Source organism: Streptomyces sp. NPDC050422 (assembly GCF_044458665.1).
In the GTDB taxonomy this organism is placed as follows: domain Bacteria; phylum Actinomycetota; class Actinomycetes; order Streptomycetales; family Streptomycetaceae; genus Streptomyces.
Window position 1 is genome coordinate 190562 of record NZ_JBITIE010000019.1, and the last position, 16661, is coordinate 207222.

Below are 16661 nucleotides of genomic sequence, written 5' to 3' on the forward strand. Positions count from 1 at the left end.
GTGGTCCTGCCGGTCAGTCGAGACAGAACTCGTTGCCCTCGACGTCCTGCATGTTGAGGCACGACTCGTTCTCGTCGTCGGCAAGCAGCAGTTGCCCGCGTACCGCGCCGAGCGGGAGCAGCCGTGCGCACTCGGACTCCAGTGCGGCGAGGCGCTCCTCGCCCACGAGCCCGGTGCCGACCCGTACGTCGAGGTGCACCCGGTTCTTGACGACCTTGCCCTCGGGGACGCGCTGGAAGTACATGCGCGGGCCCACACCCGTGGGATCGGCGCAGGCGAACCCTGTCAGCTGCTGACCGGGCGGCAGGGAGTCCTTGTAGGCCTCCCACGTGTCGAACCCCTCCGGCGGCGGCGATACGACATACCCCAGCACCTCGCACCAGAAGCGGGCGACGCGCTCAGGTTCGGCGCAGTCGAAGGTGACTTGGAACTGCTTGATCGACGTCATCGGCCCACCATAGCGGCGGGACTTCCGTCGACTCCACGGCCACGCACCCGGGCCGGAGGCATGGCCGGCCGCGACTCATCGCGTGATGCGCGTCACGCGCCGGGCGTCCCCGGGCGGTCGTGCGCGATCATGACCGGAATGAATACTCGTTTCCTCGGCATCGCCGATCTGGCCGAAGTCCCTCCCGTGGCGGTGGTGGTGGACGTCATGCGCGCGTTCACCGTCGCTGCCTGGGCCTTCGCCCAGGGTGCGGAGCGAATCGTTCTCGCCGAATCGCTCGACGAGGCCCTGGCGCTCAAGGAACGCCACCCGGACTGGGTGGCGATCAAGGACGGTCCGCCCGCGCCCGGGTTCGACGCCGTCAACTCGCCGGGCCTGCTGCGGACCATGGACCTCGGCGGCCGGACCGTTGTGCAGAAGACCACGGCAGGGACGGTCGGCGCGCTCGCGGTGAAGGACGCGCACCTGGTGCTGTGCGCCGGCTTCGTGGTCGCGGAGGCAACGGCTCGGCTCCTGCGGGCACGCGGCAGTGACAGCGTGACGTTCGTCGTCACGGGCGAGGACGGTCGGGCCGATGAGGACCTGGCGTGCGCTCAGTACATCGCCGGGAGGGCCGCCGGAACCGTGACCGATGCTGCTGACTCCCTCCGCCGCGCTGCCACGTCGCGCGCCGCGACCGAGCTGGCGGAGGGTGTGCGTCAAGGAGTCCACCCTGATGACGTGGCCCTCTGTGTCGAGCTCGACCGGTTCCCCTTTGCCATGGTGGCGACCTCGGAGGGCTCGCTCATGGTCCTGCGGCCACATGTGTGGCCTTCACCGACGGGCGAGGCCCCGGTCTGACGAGGGCGAGTCCGTACTCCGTCGGGGCTGCTGTCGGCGTCGTCCGGAGGCCGGCCACCCGCGGCCCCTGCATGGAGCGCGCCGTCAACGGCTACCTGACGGGCCTGGCAGTGCCACCACGCGGCACGAGTTGTCCGGACGTGCAGTCCTGAGGAGTGGTGAGGGACGCCGGGCGAGCAGATCGCCGGAGCAGGTCACCGGGTTGCTTCGGCCCACGCCACGAGGGTCGAAGCTGACGATGTCGAACCTGCGGCGGATTTCGGGACTGAACCGGCTGATCCCGGTGACCACGGCGTCCACGCCGGAGTCGCCCGGCCCTCCGGGGCCGAACACCATCGGACGCCTGCGCGTCGTTGGCGTACTCAGGCAGCGCAACTGCGATGACGCCGGAGTCCTCGAGGATCTCGGTGCCTCAACTCCCGCAGCTGACGGCCTGGAAAACACGGTGCAGTCGGCTGAGCTGGGGTGATAGGCAAGCGATATGACAGAGAGTCTTGAGTATTCCGCCCTGCTGCAACTGATGGACGAGCGGTCGGCCGCGTTCCGGAGTGCGGTTGCCGCCGCGCCCAGCCTTGACGCGCCGGTGCCATCCTGCCCCGAGTGGACGTTGTTCGATCTGGTGCAGCACCTGGGTACGGGCCAGCGCTGGTGGGCCGCGATCGTCGCCGCGGGCCCGGCCGAGGCTCCCCCGGCCAAGGGTGCCGCGGAGGTGCCGCGCGAGCACGAGGCGCTGCTGGCCTGGTACGCCGAGGCGAACGAGCTGCTGCTGAGTGCGCTGCGCGAGGCCGGCCCGGAGCGCGAGTGCTGGACGTGGTGGAGCGCCGGCGTGTCGCCGGCGAATGCCCGGGGCGTTGCCCGGCGCCGGGTGCACGAGCTGCTGGTGCACACCTACGACGCCCAGCTCGCCGCAGGCACCGTGCAGCCGATGCCGGCGGACGTCGCGATCGACGGCGTGGCCGAGTTCCTCGACACCTGCAACTCCACCCCGGAGGCCTGGCCGCACGAGGCCGCCACCATCCACTACCACGCCACCGAGGGACACTCCTGGCTCCTCGCGCTGGACGGTACCGGCGCCTGGCCCGCGCCCCTCACGGACGACGCCGCACCCGCCTCCGCTTCGGCGACGGGCACGGCCGAGCAGCTGCTCCTCTTCGTCTGGGGCCGCCTCACGCTGAGCGACCTGAAGATCCAGGGCGACCAGCAGGTGCTCGAGCAGCTGATCGCCTGGGAGCCCGAGGAGTAGCCAGTCAATACCGCCCAGTGGCTCTGACCGGATGTGTCCTGCATCGTCTGTGTGAAGAGACAAGGAAGACAGAGATTCAGGAGACTCGCGGTCTGCGACATCGCAGGGACTTCAACGATGAAAAATCCCTGGTCAACGCCTCTGCGGCAGCGTTGGCCCCGCAGTCACTCAGCCCCCGGCCCCCGCCGCCCCATGAAGTTGATCTACATCAGACAGCGACGGGCAGCCAGGGCTCTGACCTGCTGTTCAGCGAGAAGATCGGGTATGCCGGGTATCGCCAGGGACTTCTCAGGGACTTTACTGACCGTGGTCTTGGTCGAGCCGCGAATCCATGGCTGCGACCCCGTCGCCCGGCTCCGGGCATGAAGTGTGCGGGGAGTTGTTGGTTCGCTGATGCGGGGAAGGCGGTCGCTTCGTCGTAGTGGATGCGTTGGGTGAGGCAGTGGTGGAGGCAGCCGATCATGCGGTTGAAGAGGTTGTGCTGGGCGGGGTGTGGCGGTCTCCGTCGTTGCGTCGCCGGTCATAGTGGGCCTTGGCGCCGGATGAGGCGGTCAATGCGGAGAACGCACACACGTAGCCGACGGAAGCCAGGCGCTGGTTCTTGACCCGCAGGGATGAGGCTGCCGAGATACGGCAGCCGCAGGGTCAGCCTGTCTGCCTGGTGACACTGTGGCACCGTTCCACCGGTCCGCTGGCAGTCGTCCGAAGCCCCGCCGATGATCGCTGATCAGGTGATGTGCGTCCAGGTGGCCGCGCGTCACTGTCGCATTGGCACCCCGCGGGAGAAGCTGGAACGGCTGCGTCCGGGCCGACCCCGTTTGGCGACAGCACGCCGAATCTCCCGGGGTGGCGCCGTCACGACACCGGCCGGGAGATTCGCATCGCTCGCCCTGCCGGGAGATCAGATCGAGGCCGGTCAGTGTCGACGATTGCCTCGTCGCCCAACTCCAGGGCGTTGAGGCCGTGGGGGCGTAGACGGTGCCACCTTCTTCAGCCGCCCCGATTACGGAGGGTGTCCCGTCGTGTGCGCGGGCCGGCCAGCGGTCGATCGCTCCCGGCCATGCCTCTGGGGCCGCCGGTCGGATTGCCGGAAGCAGCGAGACCCCGCTGACCACTCAGTAGGCCGTTCGCGGTACGACTCCAAGTTGTCGGAGGGGCCTTGGTTGTCGGGCCCCGGAGCGTTCGCACCGCCCCCATGTTCAGCTGCAGCCGTTCCATCTCGGGAGGCGATAGGCCGAGCCGAGTCGATAGTCCCCTGGTTCGGGGACCGTGAGCCGAGTCCAGGCACCAACGCGTTCGATACATGCCCCTGGTGCGTTGAGCCAAGGAGAGTAGGCGATTTTTACGATTGTCGACCCTGGTGAGGGCATGTGTACGACCAGGCTCGCTTCGTCTGTACGGAGGACAGTCGCCGGGGCGGACACTAGTGGTTCGGGTTTCTGCAGGCGGTAGATGGCCCAGCCGTCGTCTCGCCATACGGGCTTGAGCCAGCCGGGTGGCTTCTTGACGAGGTTGGCTTCTTCGAGGCCGGCGCCGTCGGGGTGGCCGGCAGGCAGGACGATCAGACCCACCGCCCAACGATCCAGCCATGCGCGGTACCTTGCGGCGCTGAATGTGCCGTCGTAGAAGAGGTGGCCACGCTCGACGTCGAGCTGACGGTTCCAGCCGCGTGCCAGATTGACGTGCGGGGCGAGAAGGTATGCCTCGCGATGGTTATGGGCGGGGACGACCTCGACGCGAAAGCGGTCCGCGTGCAGTTGGTCGAGCGCGGCGATCACACCGTCGGTGTGTGTGGCCCATGACGGCAAGGGGCGGGAGGCAGCCACATCGTCGTATGTGTTGCTGATCATCCAGCCTGTGCAGGTGGCCAGCACGGCCGCCAGTACGGCGTGGGGGAGGGCGTGACGCGGTGCACGGACCGGGAGGCGGGCCAGCAACGTCGCAAGTAGAACAGGGGGTCCTGTGAGTATGGCCAGCCGGTCCACGTTCGCGCCCATCGGTGACGCGAGGGAGTACGTCACAAGGACGGCGACGGCGTAGGCGACGGCGCTGTAGCGCACGAGGCGCCAGCCGCGAGGCGCGGCCCACCACAGGGCAGCGCAGAGGGTCAGTGGAATCCACAGCTTGTCCCTGGGCATGGGTTGTTCGCCATAGAAAGGGAACAGAAGTGTGACCGCGCCGGTCAGCAGGATCGGTGGAGCGATGAGTGAGGCCGCCTTCGCCCACTGCCGGTCCAGCAGATACGCAGCACCGGCCACAGCGAGGAAGGCTCCGGCGACCGGACTTGTACATGTGCTGAGAGCGGCCAGCACCGCGCACGTCACAGTGGCCACACGTCTGTGCGGGATGTGGAGTGCGAGAAGCGCCAGCAGCCCGAAGGCCGCGCCCAGCGCGAACGTGGTCCGTCCGGAGGCCACGTTGCACCACACAGCCAGCGCTGCCAGTAGCGCGGACCATAGCGTGCCTCGGACCTTCGCCCGGACCAGAAGGGTTGCTAGAGTCCACGTCCCGGCGAGCCCGGCGGCCACGGACACTGTCCTGACACCGAACGTCGCCATGGCCACCGGGGCGAGGACGCTGTAGTTGAAGATGTGCATGCCGCCGTGCCACGACAGGTTGTAAGCGGATCCCGGGTGGCGCGCCATGAACCCGGCCCACGCAAGTTGAGCCGCGAGATCGCCTCCTCCAGTAGCGAGAAGCGCCGCCCATAGAACGTAGAGGGGGGTTGCGACCGCGGTTGCGGCGAGAGGGACGCGCCATTTGGAGATGGAGGGATCGGGCGCGGCCGGGTTGCGGGGCTCGCCCAGGTGGTCGGCCTCGCTGCCGGCCCTTCCACTCCCGTACTCGGCGGTAGCGTTCTCCACCGTGGGGCTGGTGCCTGGAGGGCGCCCGGAACCTGACTCGAGCCTGTGATCGAGCGCCGGTTCGCGTCCTGACGCCTTGCTTCTGATGTGCACCGACACGAGGCTAGTGGCGAAGCCGGGGCGTGCGTCGGCGCCACGGTCGCGTCGGGGAACATGTTGAAGACGGCCTGAGTGCTCACGGTCGATCAGAGCGAGAACGCGGGGTGGCATAGGCACCGATCTGGCAATTCTCGGTGCGGTCGGGACCTTTGCTCTTCCGCTCCCCGCTCTGGAGGAGGGCGGGGGATTCCTGCCACGGCCCGGGCGGCCGTCTCGGTGGGTTCCTGCTTCTTCACGTTGCGCCGGGACCAGAGATGCCGGTCCTACCTGCGCTCGACAGGCTGACACCGCCGACGACAGCTGAATAGCTGTCAAGGTGGATCTGTTGGGTGGTCTCCGTGGAGAGGCAGGCGGCCTTTGAGCTGTTGCAGGATGCGGGCAGGTGATCCGGGCATCGGGGTGACGCCGACCCGGTGCAGGTCCAAAAGGAGATGGCCGTCTTGCAACTGATTGGACAGGTTGGCGCGGTCGACATAAAGCAGTTGGGTCAGGAGGCGGTGGTCGTTGGTCCAGGCTGCTGGGTTGAGGGTGGAGGCAACTGCATGGACGGCGCAGCGTCGCTGAAAGGCTGGGGCGGCCTCCAGAAGCTTGTGCCCAACCGTGTCACGCGTTCCCGGACTGCGGGAGCAGCAGTGTGAACCGGGTTGGCGCGGTCCCGCTCAGCGTGATGCGAGCCCCGGCAGCCACTGCCAGCTCCCGCGCCAGAGCGAGCCCGATGCCCGAGCCGGGGCCGGTGGTCGCGCCGCGTGCGAAGACGGCCTTCGCGTCGAGGGTGGGCGTGCCCTCGTCGGCGACGTCGAGTGCCAGCGCGGAACCGAGGTCGCGCAGGCTCACCGTGACGGTTCCGTTGCCGTGTCGGTTGGCGTTGTCGAGCAGGATGTCAAGGATCTGGTCGGTGGTGCGTCCGGGGACGGACAGGGCGGCCACTGCCGGATCGAAGGCGATGGTGAGACGGCGGCCGCCCTTGGCGAGGGGCCCGTGCCAGCGTCGCTCGGCGCGTTGCAGGACTTCGCCGACAGGCCAGGATGAGGCACGCGCCTTGTTGACCGGTTCGGCTCGGGCCAGTTGGAGGATCTCGTCGATGGTGTTGTTCAGGTGCCGCGTGTGATCGAGGGCTTCTTCGACGGCGGCTCGCAGGTCCGTACCGGGGGTGGTCAGGGCTGCGTCCAGTCCCAGTTGCAGCCCGGTCAGGGGGGTGCGCAGCTGATGGGAGGCATTGGCCGTGAAGTCGCGCTCGTGCTGCAGTATCTGGGTCAGCTGGTGGACCATCAGGTTGTGCGCGGTGGCTACTTGATCGATCTCGGGGATCGCGCAGGTCGCTGCTCGGGCACTCAGGTCTCCAGCAGCGACGGCCCGCGACGTGTGGGAGAGGGCTTCCAGAGGGGCAGTGAGGGCGCGGGCCTGGCGGCGGGCGACGAGGATGGCGGCGCCGAGTGCGATCAGGGCCGTGGCCAGCAGAGCAGCCCAGGCCGCCAGGGTCCGGTTCCACACGCTGCGGGTGGGGACGGCCGCGCGGACCACGCCGATGACGCGCTCATTTTGCGAGACGGGAACGGCAGAGACGAGCTCGCCGCCGGCGCTCTGCAGCACCACGGTTCCGGCAAACGCGCGGCGGGTGGCGGCATCGGCCGTGCCCGGGCCTGTGCCCGCACGCAGTCGCAGGGCCGTGTCGTAGAGGCCGATTCGTCCTTCGGATTGCCCCGGGGGCAGTTCGACGGGGTCGCCGGCGGTGAAGTCGGGGCTCACACGGATGGCGGTGGCCATGGCGTCACGCTCCAGTTCACCGCGTTCATCGGCGAGGAAGGATGCCCGGATCACCACGGCGAGCGGAACGGCCAACAGGACAAGGGCCACCGAGGCGGCCACCAGGGCTACGCGGACCACACGCTGTCTCATGCGCTCAGCATGAGGGCGTTGGGCCTACTGGAGGGCTCCGGCAGATCTCGAACGTGTGCTTTTGCCGTCGTCTAACCGTGCTCGGGCAGAACGTTAACCGGTTGTTGCCTAACGTCGCAGGCAAAGCCGTCCGCTCACATGTGAAGGGCACCATGCTCATGCGACGCACACTCGTCCTTTCCCTTACCGCCCTCGTCCTGACCGGCGGGGTGGTGACAGGATGCGGCAGCGGCAGCGGCAGCGGTTCCGCGCCGCCCAGCGGCAGCGCGACCATCCAGGCGGCGCCGACGGAGTCCAATCCCGCCGGGGATATCCCGGACAACCAGGCGTATGTCGCCTACCAACCGGCCGGGGGTGGATTCACTGTCAAGGTGCCCGAAGGCTGGGCCCGCACTACCAAGGGCAGCACGGTCACCTTCACGGACAAGCTGAACCGGATCGAGATCACCTCCGGCAAGGCCGCCACCAAGCCCACGCCCCAGTCGGTGAAGTCCGCCGTGGTGCCCGTTCTGCAGCGACAGCTGCCCAAGTTCCAGATGGGGAAGGTCACCGTCGTCTCTCGCCCCGGCGGGCAGGCCGTCCTGCTTACTTACCGGGGCAACAGCACCCCCGATCCGGTCACCGGCAAGGTCGCGCCCAGCGCCTTCGAGCGGTACTCCTTCTTCAAGAGCGGCCAGCAGGTCGACCTGACGCTGTCCGGGCCGGTGGGCGCCGACAACGTGGACCCCTGGCGCACCGTCACCGACTCCTTCCGGTGGCAATGATGTCCACCGCCAGCACACACGCCCAGCCGTCCACGGACGCGGACGCGCTCATGGCGCGAGACCTCTACCGGTTCTACCGGGCCGGCGAGGAGGAAACCCTGGCGCTGCGCGGAGTCGCCCTTGAGGTGCGGCGCGGCGAGAGCGTCGCGGTCATCGGACCGTCCGGGTCAGGTAAATCCACCCTGCTGGCCTGCCTGGCCGGGCTGGACGAACCCGACGGCGGCACCGTCCGCGTCGCCGGGGAGCGGATCAGCCATCGGCCGGAGGCCGAACGGGCCCGGATCCGAGCTCACCGGATCGGCGTCCTGCTGCAGACCGGGAACCTCATCGCCCACCTCGACATCACCGCCAACATCCGCCTCGCGCGCACCGCCGCCCCCCGTGCAAGCGCGCAGTCCATCGCGGAGCTGCTGGAGCAGGTCGGACTCGGGCACCGTGCACACGCCCTGCCCCAGGAGCTGGCCGGTGGTGAACTCGCCCGCGCGGGGCTGGCCGTCGCGCTGGCCAACGACCCTGACATCCTCCTCGCGGATGAGCCGACCGGGGAACTGGACGGCATCACCGAGCAGCGCATTCTGGCCCTGCTCCGCGATCGTGCGCAGGCAGGCGGTGGGGTGCTGCTCGTCACCCACAGCCCCGAAGCCGTCAAGATCGCCGACCGTGTTGTCACTTTGCGTGACGGGAGGATCGGGTCTTGATTACTCAGCCAGAGGTGCTCGTCCGTTGTCAGGACGCCGCCCGCACGTACGGCCGGGGGCCGGCCGCGGTCGTCGCGGTGCACGGTGCGACCTGCCAGGTCCGCGTCGGTGACCGGATCGCGATCACCGGGCCCTCCGGCTCCGGCAAGTCCACTCTGCTGCACCTGATGGCTGCCCTCGAAAAGCCCACCGCCGGCGAGGTGACCTGGCCCGGTCTGTCCGAAGGCCCGATAGCGGGGCAGGTGGGCGTCGTCTTCCAGGGGCCCAGTCTGATCCCGGCCCTGACTGTGGCGGAGAACGCCGCGCTGCCCCTGGTCCTGGCCGGCATCCCGGAGGAACAGGCCCACCGCCGGTCCCTGGACTCCCTGATCCTGGTCGCAGCCGACGACCTGGCCGGCAAGCTGCCCGAGGAGCTGTCAGGTGGCCAGGCCCAACGCGTAGCTATCGCCCGCGTGCTGGCCCTGCGCCCACGCCTGGTCCTGGCGGATGAACCCACCGGACAACTGGACCGCGCCACCGGCCAGCACATCATCGACGTGCTCCTGGCGACCGCCGACGAGATCGGCGCCGCCTTGGTGGTCACCACCCACGATCCGACCGTCGCCCAGCGCCTGAACGAGCGGTGGGTTATGCACGAGGGCCGCCTGCACCCCGCAACCGAGCCACACCGGCCATCGGCGGATGCACCACCCCAGGGAGACCCGTCATGATCATCACCTGGATCAGCGGACTGCTCCGTCGGCGCACCGGACGGCTGATCGCCACCGCGTTCGGCATCGCCCTCGCTGTCGCCCTCGTAGCGTCCCTCGGCTCCTTCCTGACCGCGTCGAAATCGACCATGACCGCCCGCGCGGTGAACTCCGTATCGGTGGACTGGCAGGTGCAGATCCAGCCCGGCGCAGACCCCAGTACGGTCCAGAACACCGTAAGAACCGCGCCCGGCGTCCAGAGCGCCCAGAGCGTCGGGTTCGCCTCCAGCACCGGCTTCCAGGCCACCAGCGCGGGCAGCACCCAGAGCACCGGCCCCGGTGTCGTCCTTGGACTGCCCGACACCTACCGGACGACGTTCCCCAGAGAGATCCGTCAGCTGACCGGTGCCACCTCAGGGGTCCTGATCGCCCAGCAGACCGCGGCGAACCTGCACGTCGCCGAAGGTGACACAGTTACTGTCACTCTGCCAGGCACGAAGCCGGTGAAGGTGAAGGTGGCCGGAGTGGTCGACCTGCCACAGGCCGACTCGCTGTTCCAAAAGGTCGGTGCCCCGCCTCAGTCCCAGCCGGCGGCCCCGCCGGACAACGTCATCCTGCTGCCTGCGGCCACGTTCAGCACGCTGACCGCGCCGGTCAGGAAAATTGATCCGGCCGCCGTCACCACCCAGATCCACATCGCCCGCAACGCCCCCCTGCCCGCCGACCCTGCTGCCGCCTTCACCTCTGTCACCGCCGCCGCACGCAACCTGGAGGCTCGCACCTCCGGTGGAGCGGTCGTCGGCGACAACCTCGGCGCCGCACTGGACGCCGCCCGCAAGGACGCCCTGTACGCACAGATCCTGTTCCTGTTCCTGGGCGTACCCGGCGCAGTTCTCGCCGCACTGCTGACCGTAGCCGTGGCCGGTGCAGGTGCCGACCGGCGGCGCCGTGAGCAGGCCCTGTTGCGCACCCGCGGGCTGCGGCCCCGCCAGGTCGCCACCATGGCCAGCGCGGAGGCGGGCGTGGTCGGTGTGGCTGGCGGCCTGCTCGGAGTGGGCATCGCCGCTCTCGCCGGGCGAGCCGCGTTCGGTACCGCCTCGTTCGGCGCGAGCACCAGCTCAGCGGTGGTCTGGTTCGCCCTCGCCCTGATCCTGGGGCTGGCCGTGGCCGCCGCCGCAGTTCTGGTGCCGGCGCTGCGCGACCTGCGCACCGGCACCGTCGCCGCTGCCCGCAAGGTCGTCGGGCGCGCCCGCTCCCCGTGGTGGATGCGCTTCGGCGTGGACTTCATCCTGCTCGCTGTATCTCTCCTGGTTTTCCGGGCCTCCAGCGGCAACCAGTACGCCCTCGTGCTGGCTCCGGAGGGCGTGGCGAGTATCTCGGTGTCGTACTGGGCCTTCCTCGGGCCGGCGCTGCTCTGGATCGGGGCCGCTCTGCTGCTGTGGCGCCTGGCCATCCTGGTCCTGGCCCACGGACGCAGGCCGCTGGCTCGTCTTGCCCGACCCCTGACCGGCACCCTGGCCGGCACCACGGCGGCGAGCATGTCCCGCCAGCGCCGCCCGCTGGCTCGTGCGATCGTGCTCCTTGCGCTTGCCCTCTCCTTCGCCGCCTCCACCGCCACCTTCAACGCCACCTACAAGCAGCAGGCCGAGGTCGACGCAAAGCTGAGCAACGGTGCCGACGTCACCGTCACCCAGTCTCCGGGCGTCAGCGTCGGCCCGGGCGCCGGCTCCGCTCTGAAGGTGGCCGGCGTCAAGCACGTCGAGCCCCTCCAGCACCGCTTCGCCTACGTCGGCGCCGACCTGCAGGACCTGTACGGGGTCCAGCCCTCCACCATCACCTCCGCCACCTCGCTGCAGGACGCCTACTTCGCCGGCGGCACCGCCAAGAGCCTCATGAACAAGCTCGCGGCCCGACCCGACTCCCTCCTGGTCAGCGAAGAGACGGTCAAGGACTTCCAGCTCACCCTGGGCGACACGGTGAACCTGCGCCTGCAGGACACACGCACCAAGGCGCTGCGCACCGTGCCCTTCCACTACGCGGGCATCGTCAAGGAGTTCCCCACCGCACCCAAGGACAGTTTCTTCGTCGCCAACGCCGGCTACGTCGCCAAGACCACCGGCAGCAACGCGGTGGGTGCGTTCCTCGTCGACACCGGCGGCTCCCATCAAAAGAGCGTTGCCACCCAGTTGCGCCGGCAGGTGGGTACCTCCGCGACCGTCACCGATGTCACCCAGACCCGCTCCACGGTCGGCTCCAGCCTCACCTCGGTCGACCTGGCCGGACTCACCCGCATCGAGCTGGGCTTCGCGGTCCTGCTGGCCGCCGCCTCCGGCGGCATCGTCCTGGCCCTGGGACTTGCCGAACGCCGGCGGACCTTCGCCATCGCCACCGTCCTCGGGGCCACCCGACGCCAGCTGCGCGGACTGGTCCTCAGCGAAGCGATGGTCATGACATTCGGCGGCCTGGCCGGCGGCGCGCTCATCGGCTGGTCCCTGTCCCTGATGCTGATCAAGGTCCTCACCGGCGTCTTCGATCCACCCCCGTCCGTGATCGCCGTCCCTTGGGCCTACCTCGCCCTCACTCTCGGAACCGCTGTTACGGCGATCGCCGCAGCGGCCGTGAACGCCGCCCGTGGCTCCTCCCGCCCGGCTGTCGAGGAGCTGCGCGAACTGTGAGGACCACCCCAACGGCCGGGGCGGGCGTGGCTGTCCGCCGGAGACGCCCGCCCCGGTCTCTCCCGTCCACGACCAGGCGTGCCCCCCACCCCCACCGCCGGCAGCCCCTACGCTTCGGTACATGCGAGTGCCCGCGACGCCCGAGGTGACCCACGTCCTGATCGTCGAGGACGACAACACGATTGGACGGCACCTGGATGCCGGACTGCGCGGCCACGGCTACCACACGACCTGGTGCCGTACGGGGGCGAACGCACTGGCCGAAGCCCGTGCCACCCCCCAGAACGTCGTGCTGCTCGACCTCGGCCTGCCCGATGTCGACGGCATCGACATCGCACGTACCTTGCGCGCTGAACTCCCTGACCTGCTCATCGTCATCCTCACAGCCCGCAGCGACGAGATCGACATCGTCGCCGGCCTCGACGCCGGAGCCGACGACTATCTCGTCAAGCCGTTCACCCTGACCGTGCTGCTGGCCCGGCTCCGCGCTCAACTGCGTCGCCGCCCACCCGCCTCAAGACGAGAGGAAGGACCGATTCACATCGGTGACCTGACGGTTGACACCTCGGCTCGCCGCTGCCTTGTCGCAAACGACGAAGTCACGCTGCGGCCCAAGGAATTCGAGCTACTCGCCGTACTCTCCCGCCAAGCTGGAACCGCCGTCTCCCGCGAAGCCTTGATGGCTCAGGTCTGGGACGAGAACTGGTTCGGGTCCACGAAAACCCTCGACGTCACCCTGGCCTCGCTGCGCCGCCGACTGGGCGAGGCCGCCGACGCCGCGCCCCGGCCCCTGGACCTGCCCGCGATCACCACACTGCGTGGCCACGGCTACCGGCTCGAATCGGCCACGCCCCGGCAGGCATCCCAGGCAGACCCGGACAGGTGACGGACGTGCGGGGCACGGTTCAGCTGGTCACTTCACAACGCAGAGGTCTCGAAGTGCGGCGCAACCGCACGACACCGAGCTGGGGCACCTGAGACAACAGCCCCTGCCGCTCCCGAACCTACCGGGATCCGCAACGGGGCGGCCCACTGACCGCGTCGCGCCGAAGGTGCCACCTCGCGGCCCCTGCGACCGACCGGTCACGGCAGCACGGGTGAGTAGTCCACGCGCTTCACGTCGTAGTAGCGGGCTACGCAAGTCGTCACCCAGCTTCGCTTCCCGTTGTTGAACGGCTCGGTCATCACCGCGATCGGAGTCGGCGTGTAGGGGACGACCCGCGCGCCTTGCGCCACCTCGGCGCGGATCCACGCGTCCTGCCGCTCCCAGTCGTGCGCCCTCACGCGCATCTGGCTCCCCAGGTGGACCAGTGGCGGTGTCAGGCCGATACATGTGACGGCGCACATCACTCCGGCGGCCCATCCCATGACGGCCCGGTGAGCAGAAACCTCTTGGAGGGACTGCCCGAGAAGCATCCCGAGGCCGGTCAGCAGAACGACGTACAGGAACAGGAAGTCGTTCCACAGCCGGGTGGAGGCGACCACACCTGTATGGAAGACCGGGTAGGCGACAAGCGTGGCGAGATAGCCGCTGACGAGGAAGGTGACGACGCCCGCGCACACCAGCAGGACCGGGCGCCGCGGTGGGCTCGCAGGGGACCCGCCGGGGCCCTTCATCACGAGGCCCAGCAGGACTCCGGCTGCGATCCCGCCCAGGTACTGCCATGTGGAGAGTGTGTCGATCATGATGTGCGCGAAGCCGCGCGCGGCCCCGGACAGCGATTCCGTGGAGATCAGCGAGGTGCCCTCACCGGCGCCGAAGCGAGCTCGTCGCTGTCGCGAGCCCGGCGACGTGAGAAGGACCAGCGCGCCGGCGAGTGTTCCTGCCAGGCCCACGGCGAACCACAGGCGCAGTCTGCGGCGCGCCGGACTGCCGGATGTCCGGAAGGTCAGGGCGAGACAGGCGAGCAGGACTACCAGCACAACGACCGTGGTCTGCTCAGACATCGTGCCGATGCAGAGTCCGATCACCAGGCCGACGGCCAGGGCGAAAGCCCTGCCGCGTCGTGAACGGGCGAGAAGGAACGGAATCACCGCACCGCAGGCAAGGACCGGGGGCAGCGTGTGCGAGACGGACGCGGCGGGCCAGTAAAGGGTCTTGTACGTGTTGGGCGACCCCAGCAGGAAGAGCACCGTCACCATGGACGCCACAAGAAGCGGAACCCCGCGCGGCACAGTCATGGCTGCTCTGCGCAGGGCCAGCGCGGTCACGGCCCACAGGATTCCCCCGACGAACACGGTGCTGAGAGGAGCGAACCATTGGTGCCCCGCTACGCCGAATCTCCCGTAGAGCCAGACCAGAACACCGTTCATGACCCGGCCGTTGTCGTGAACGTAGAACCTGTCGACCATGCCGGGAAGCCCGTGTTCACGGATGACTGGCAGGAAGCACCATTCATCGCCGCTCGGCCGCACCCAGCGAGCGTACGACGCGGCGAGTGCGAGGAGGCCCAGCGGGAGGACGCACCATGCGTATACCCACGGCACCGTCCAGGGGCCGGGGGCCTTTGAAAGGGCCGGCTGCTCTGCTTCTCCCACTACCCAATCCATCCTCGATCGGTCATCGGCGTTCCGATGCCCACGGCACCACGTGATGCCTTCGCGTCCGCTTTACCCCAAAAGTCCGGATCGAGTACTTCGCACACGCTCAACTCAGCGTTCACAACAACGCGAACGGCACACTTACCGAGCAGGCGGGTGACGGCTCGGCCCGGCGCCTGATCGAAAGGCGAACAGGTATGGATCATCGAACACGTGGCGGTGCGTATGACCGCTATGGAGTGCCGGCGGGCAAGGCTATGGAGGGCCGGAATGCGCGTGCCACGTGCGAAGAACGTCCGGAGTCGTTCGGGTCTGCTGCGCTGGGGCGCACCGTCCCTGGCGGTGGGCCTTCTCCTCCTCCCTCTGTTCTACCGTCCGGCCGGGGTGTCCCATGACCGTGCCGCAGCGCTGCTCGACGGCCCGGAGGGCCGGGGCAGCGCCCGCGTCTGTGAGCCCACGATGGTCGGCGTGGCACATGAGGACGACGATCTGCTGTTCATCAATCCGGAGATCCAGCAAGCCGTGGGCCCCCGGTGCGCGTTCAGCACGGTCTACCTGACCGCCGGGGATGCCGGCCGGCGGTACAACGGGGGCGACTACGTACAGAGCAGGGAAGAAGGCGTACGAACCGCGTACGCCGAAATGGCAGGTGTCCCGGACCGCTGGACGAGGAGTGACCTCCAGGTGAGTGGCCGCACCATCGCCTCCTACACACTGAAGGGGAAGACCGGCGTACGGCTCTCCTTCCTCCGGCTCCCCGACGGCACTCCGGACGGCAGTGGAACCGCGACGTACTCCCACCAGAGCCTGCTGAAGCTCTTCCGCGGCGAGATCCGCACCATGCGGCCCGTGGATGGCACGCGCAGCTACACGGAGCAGCAACTCATCGACACACTCACCGTTCTCGCCGAACAGGACGGCATCAAGCGGATCCTCACCCTGGACTACGACAACGCGGCCTTCGGACACACGTATACGCAGGGCGCCGACCACAGCGACCACGGAGTGGCCGGCCGGTACTTCCGACGGGTCGCGTTCCGCTTGCCGGGCGGTATCACGACGGAGGTACGGGGGTACCTCGGTTACGACGTGTCCCGTCTTCCCGAGAACCTCGGCCCGATCCGGGGCCGCCAGAAGGACGCGATCTTCCAGTCCTATCGCAGGGGTGCGGGCTGCGAGTCCAGACCGTGCCCGGCCGGGCACTACATGAGCGGGAAGTACCAGCAATGGGTGCGCCGTGAGTACTCCCTCAAGCCCCGGGTGGCGCAGCCCGGCCGGATCGTGTCGGCGATGGGGCTGGCGAATCAGGCAGGGCGCCACGAACGCTGTCTGAGCTCGGCGGGGAGCTCGCCGGCCTCCCACAAGAGGGCGGGCGTGAGCACCTCCGCCTGCGACGGCACATCCGGCCAGGACTGGCACATCCACGCCGGAACCATCGAATCAGCGTCCGGCCGGCTCTGCCTGACCGCTGCCGTGCGACGGGCCGTCCTTTCGGCGTGCTCCCGCAGCCCCCGGCAGAAGTGGCGGATGGACAAGTCCGGGCGGATCGAATCCGGCGGACAGTGCCTGTTCCAGGACGACTTGGCAGCCAGAAGTCCGCGACTGGTCCTGCGGCCGTGTGCTCCTCTACGACCTGAGCTGATCTGGCACACGACGGTATAACTCGGTGGGCCGTACGAGCCCGTACACCTGCCGGCTGTCCGTCGCAGTCACGGGCCGGTGGAATACCGGGCCGCACGGGGCGTTGGGGCGGAGCCGGTTCAGCCCGTCGCCTGGGTGATCCGCTTCAGGTGGTAGTAGTCGGCCACGCAGGTGCCGGGCCACAGCGTGCGGCCGTGGTTGCCGAAGGGGTCGCGCATGTGCCCCACTGACGCCGGTACGTACGGCAGGACTTCGGCCCCCTG

Annotated in this window: 12 protein-coding genes and 1 pseudogene; 8 read left to right on the plus strand and 5 right to left on the minus strand. The window is 68.9% G+C overall.

Features of this window, described 5'->3' with window-relative positions; translation table 11 throughout:
- Window positions 1–13 precede the first annotated feature (13 nt).
- The gene (locus ACIBJG_RS28850) at window positions 14–448 is read right to left on the minus strand and encodes a VOC family protein (RefSeq protein ID WP_399311783.1); all 435 of its coding nucleotides are present in this window, start codon (window positions 446–448) and stop codon (window positions 14–16) included.
- Between the two features lie 138 nt (window positions 449–586).
- Between ACIBJG_RS28850 and ACIBJG_RS28855 the strand changes: the two genes are divergently transcribed.
- Complete coding sequence (locus ACIBJG_RS28855; RefSeq protein ID WP_399311785.1) at window positions 587–1288, plus strand: 2-phosphosulfolactate phosphatase; 702 nt, start codon at window positions 587–589, stop codon at window positions 1286–1288.
- A gap of 481 nt (window positions 1289–1769) precedes the next feature.
- A complete protein-coding gene (locus tag ACIBJG_RS28860) occupies window positions 1770–2531 on the plus strand; it encodes a maleylpyruvate isomerase family mycothiol-dependent enzyme (RefSeq protein WP_399311786.1) in 762 nt (253 codons plus the stop codon).
- An 876-nt stretch (window positions 2532–3407) separates the two neighbouring features.
- Here the strand turns inward: ACIBJG_RS28860 and ACIBJG_RS28865 are convergent.
- The 3 genes and pseudogenes from ACIBJG_RS28865 to ACIBJG_RS28875 form a co-directional block, all read right to left on the minus strand.
- Window positions 3408–3646, minus strand: a pseudogene (locus tag ACIBJG_RS28865) (phosphatidylglycerol lysyltransferase domain-containing protein); the annotation flags it as partial.
- Window positions 3647–3730: 84 nt separating this feature from the next.
- Window positions 3731–5395, minus strand: a complete 1665-nt coding sequence (locus ACIBJG_RS28870; RefSeq protein WP_399311787.1) for a hypothetical protein — start codon at window positions 5393–5395, stop codon at window positions 3731–3733.
- Between the two features lie 702 nt (window positions 5396–6097).
- A complete protein-coding gene (locus ACIBJG_RS28875; protein ID WP_399311789.1) occupies window positions 6098–7390 on the minus strand; it encodes a histidine kinase dimerization/phospho-acceptor domain-containing protein in 1293 nt (430 codons plus the stop codon).
- Between the two features lie 158 nt (window positions 7391–7548).
- Between ACIBJG_RS28875 and ACIBJG_RS28880 the strand changes: the two genes are divergently transcribed.
- The 5 genes from ACIBJG_RS28880 (at window position 7549) to ACIBJG_RS28900 (ending at window position 13102) form a co-directional block, all read left to right on the plus strand.
- A complete protein-coding gene (locus tag ACIBJG_RS28880; protein ID WP_399311790.1) occupies window positions 7549–8154 on the plus strand; it encodes a hypothetical protein in 606 nt (201 codons plus the stop codon).
- Window positions 8154–8852 carry an ABC transporter ATP-binding protein gene (locus ACIBJG_RS28885; protein WP_399311792.1) on the plus strand — a complete coding sequence of 233 codons (699 nt, stop codon included), beginning with the start codon at window positions 8154–8156 and terminating at the stop codon, window positions 8850–8852. The genes ACIBJG_RS28880 and ACIBJG_RS28885 overlap by 1 nt, the downstream gene beginning before the upstream one ends.
- Entirely contained in the window at window positions 8849–9562 is a 714-nt protein-coding gene (locus ACIBJG_RS28890; RefSeq protein WP_399311795.1) for an ABC transporter ATP-binding protein, read from the plus strand. Before ACIBJG_RS28885 ends, ACIBJG_RS28890 begins: the two co-directional genes overlap by 4 nt.
- The gene (locus tag ACIBJG_RS28895; RefSeq protein WP_399311797.1) at window positions 9559–12216 is read left to right on the plus strand and encodes an ABC transporter permease; all 2658 of its coding nucleotides are present in this window, start codon (window positions 9559–9561) and stop codon (window positions 12214–12216) included. The genes ACIBJG_RS28890 and ACIBJG_RS28895 overlap by 4 nt, the downstream gene beginning before the upstream one ends.
- Before the next feature lie 121 nt (window positions 12217–12337).
- The gene (locus ACIBJG_RS28900) at window positions 12338–13102 is read left to right on the plus strand and encodes a response regulator transcription factor (RefSeq protein ID WP_399311799.1); all 765 of its coding nucleotides are present in this window, start codon (window positions 12338–12340) and stop codon (window positions 13100–13102) included.
- Window positions 13103–13299: 197 nt separating this feature from the next.
- Here ACIBJG_RS28900 and ACIBJG_RS28905 read toward each other — a convergent pair whose 3' ends face one another.
- The gene (locus ACIBJG_RS28905; RefSeq protein WP_399311800.1) at window positions 13300–14568 is read right to left on the minus strand and encodes a DUF6056 family protein; all 1269 of its coding nucleotides are present in this window, start codon (window positions 14566–14568) and stop codon (window positions 13300–13302) included.
- A 459-nt stretch (window positions 14569–15027) separates the two neighbouring features.
- On the opposite strand from ACIBJG_RS28905, the gene ACIBJG_RS28910 reads away from it, so the two are divergent.
- A complete protein-coding gene (locus ACIBJG_RS28910) occupies window positions 15028–16419 on the plus strand; it encodes a ricin-type beta-trefoil lectin domain protein (protein WP_399311802.1) in 1392 nt (463 codons plus the stop codon).
- Window positions 16420–16661: the final 242 nt, after the last annotated feature.

Coding starts and splice junctions, on each gene's coding strand:
- ACIBJG_RS28850 (WP_399311783.1), bottom strand. CDS start 448: ATGACGTCGATCAAGCAGTTCCAAGTCACCTTCGACTGCGCCGAACCT.
- ACIBJG_RS28855 (WP_399311785.1), top strand. CDS start 587: ATGAATACTCGTTTCCTCGGCATCGCCGATCTGGCCGAAGTCCCTCCC.
- ACIBJG_RS28860 (WP_399311786.1), top strand. CDS start 1,770: ATGACAGAGAGTCTTGAGTATTCCGCCCTGCTGCAACTGATGGACGAG.
- ACIBJG_RS28875 (WP_399311789.1), bottom strand. CDS start 7,390: ATGAGACAGCGTGTGGTCCGCGTAGCCCTGGTGGCCGCCTCGGTGGCC.
- ACIBJG_RS28880 (WP_399311790.1), top strand. CDS start 7,549: ATGCGACGCACACTCGTCCTTTCCCTTACCGCCCTCGTCCTGACCGGC.
- ACIBJG_RS28885 (WP_399311792.1), top strand. CDS start 8,154: ATGTCCACCGCCAGCACACACGCCCAGCCGTCCACGGACGCGGACGCG.
- ACIBJG_RS28895 (WP_399311797.1), top strand. CDS start 9,559: ATGATCATCACCTGGATCAGCGGACTGCTCCGTCGGCGCACCGGACGG.
- ACIBJG_RS28900 (WP_399311799.1), top strand. CDS start 12,338: ATGCGAGTGCCCGCGACGCCCGAGGTGACCCACGTCCTGATCGTCGAG.
- ACIBJG_RS28905 (WP_399311800.1), bottom strand. CDS start 14,568: ATGGTCGACAGGTTCTACGTTCACGACAACGGCCGGGTCATGAACGGT.
- ACIBJG_RS28910 (WP_399311802.1), top strand. CDS start 15,028: ATGCGCGTGCCACGTGCGAAGAACGTCCGGAGTCGTTCGGGTCTGCTG.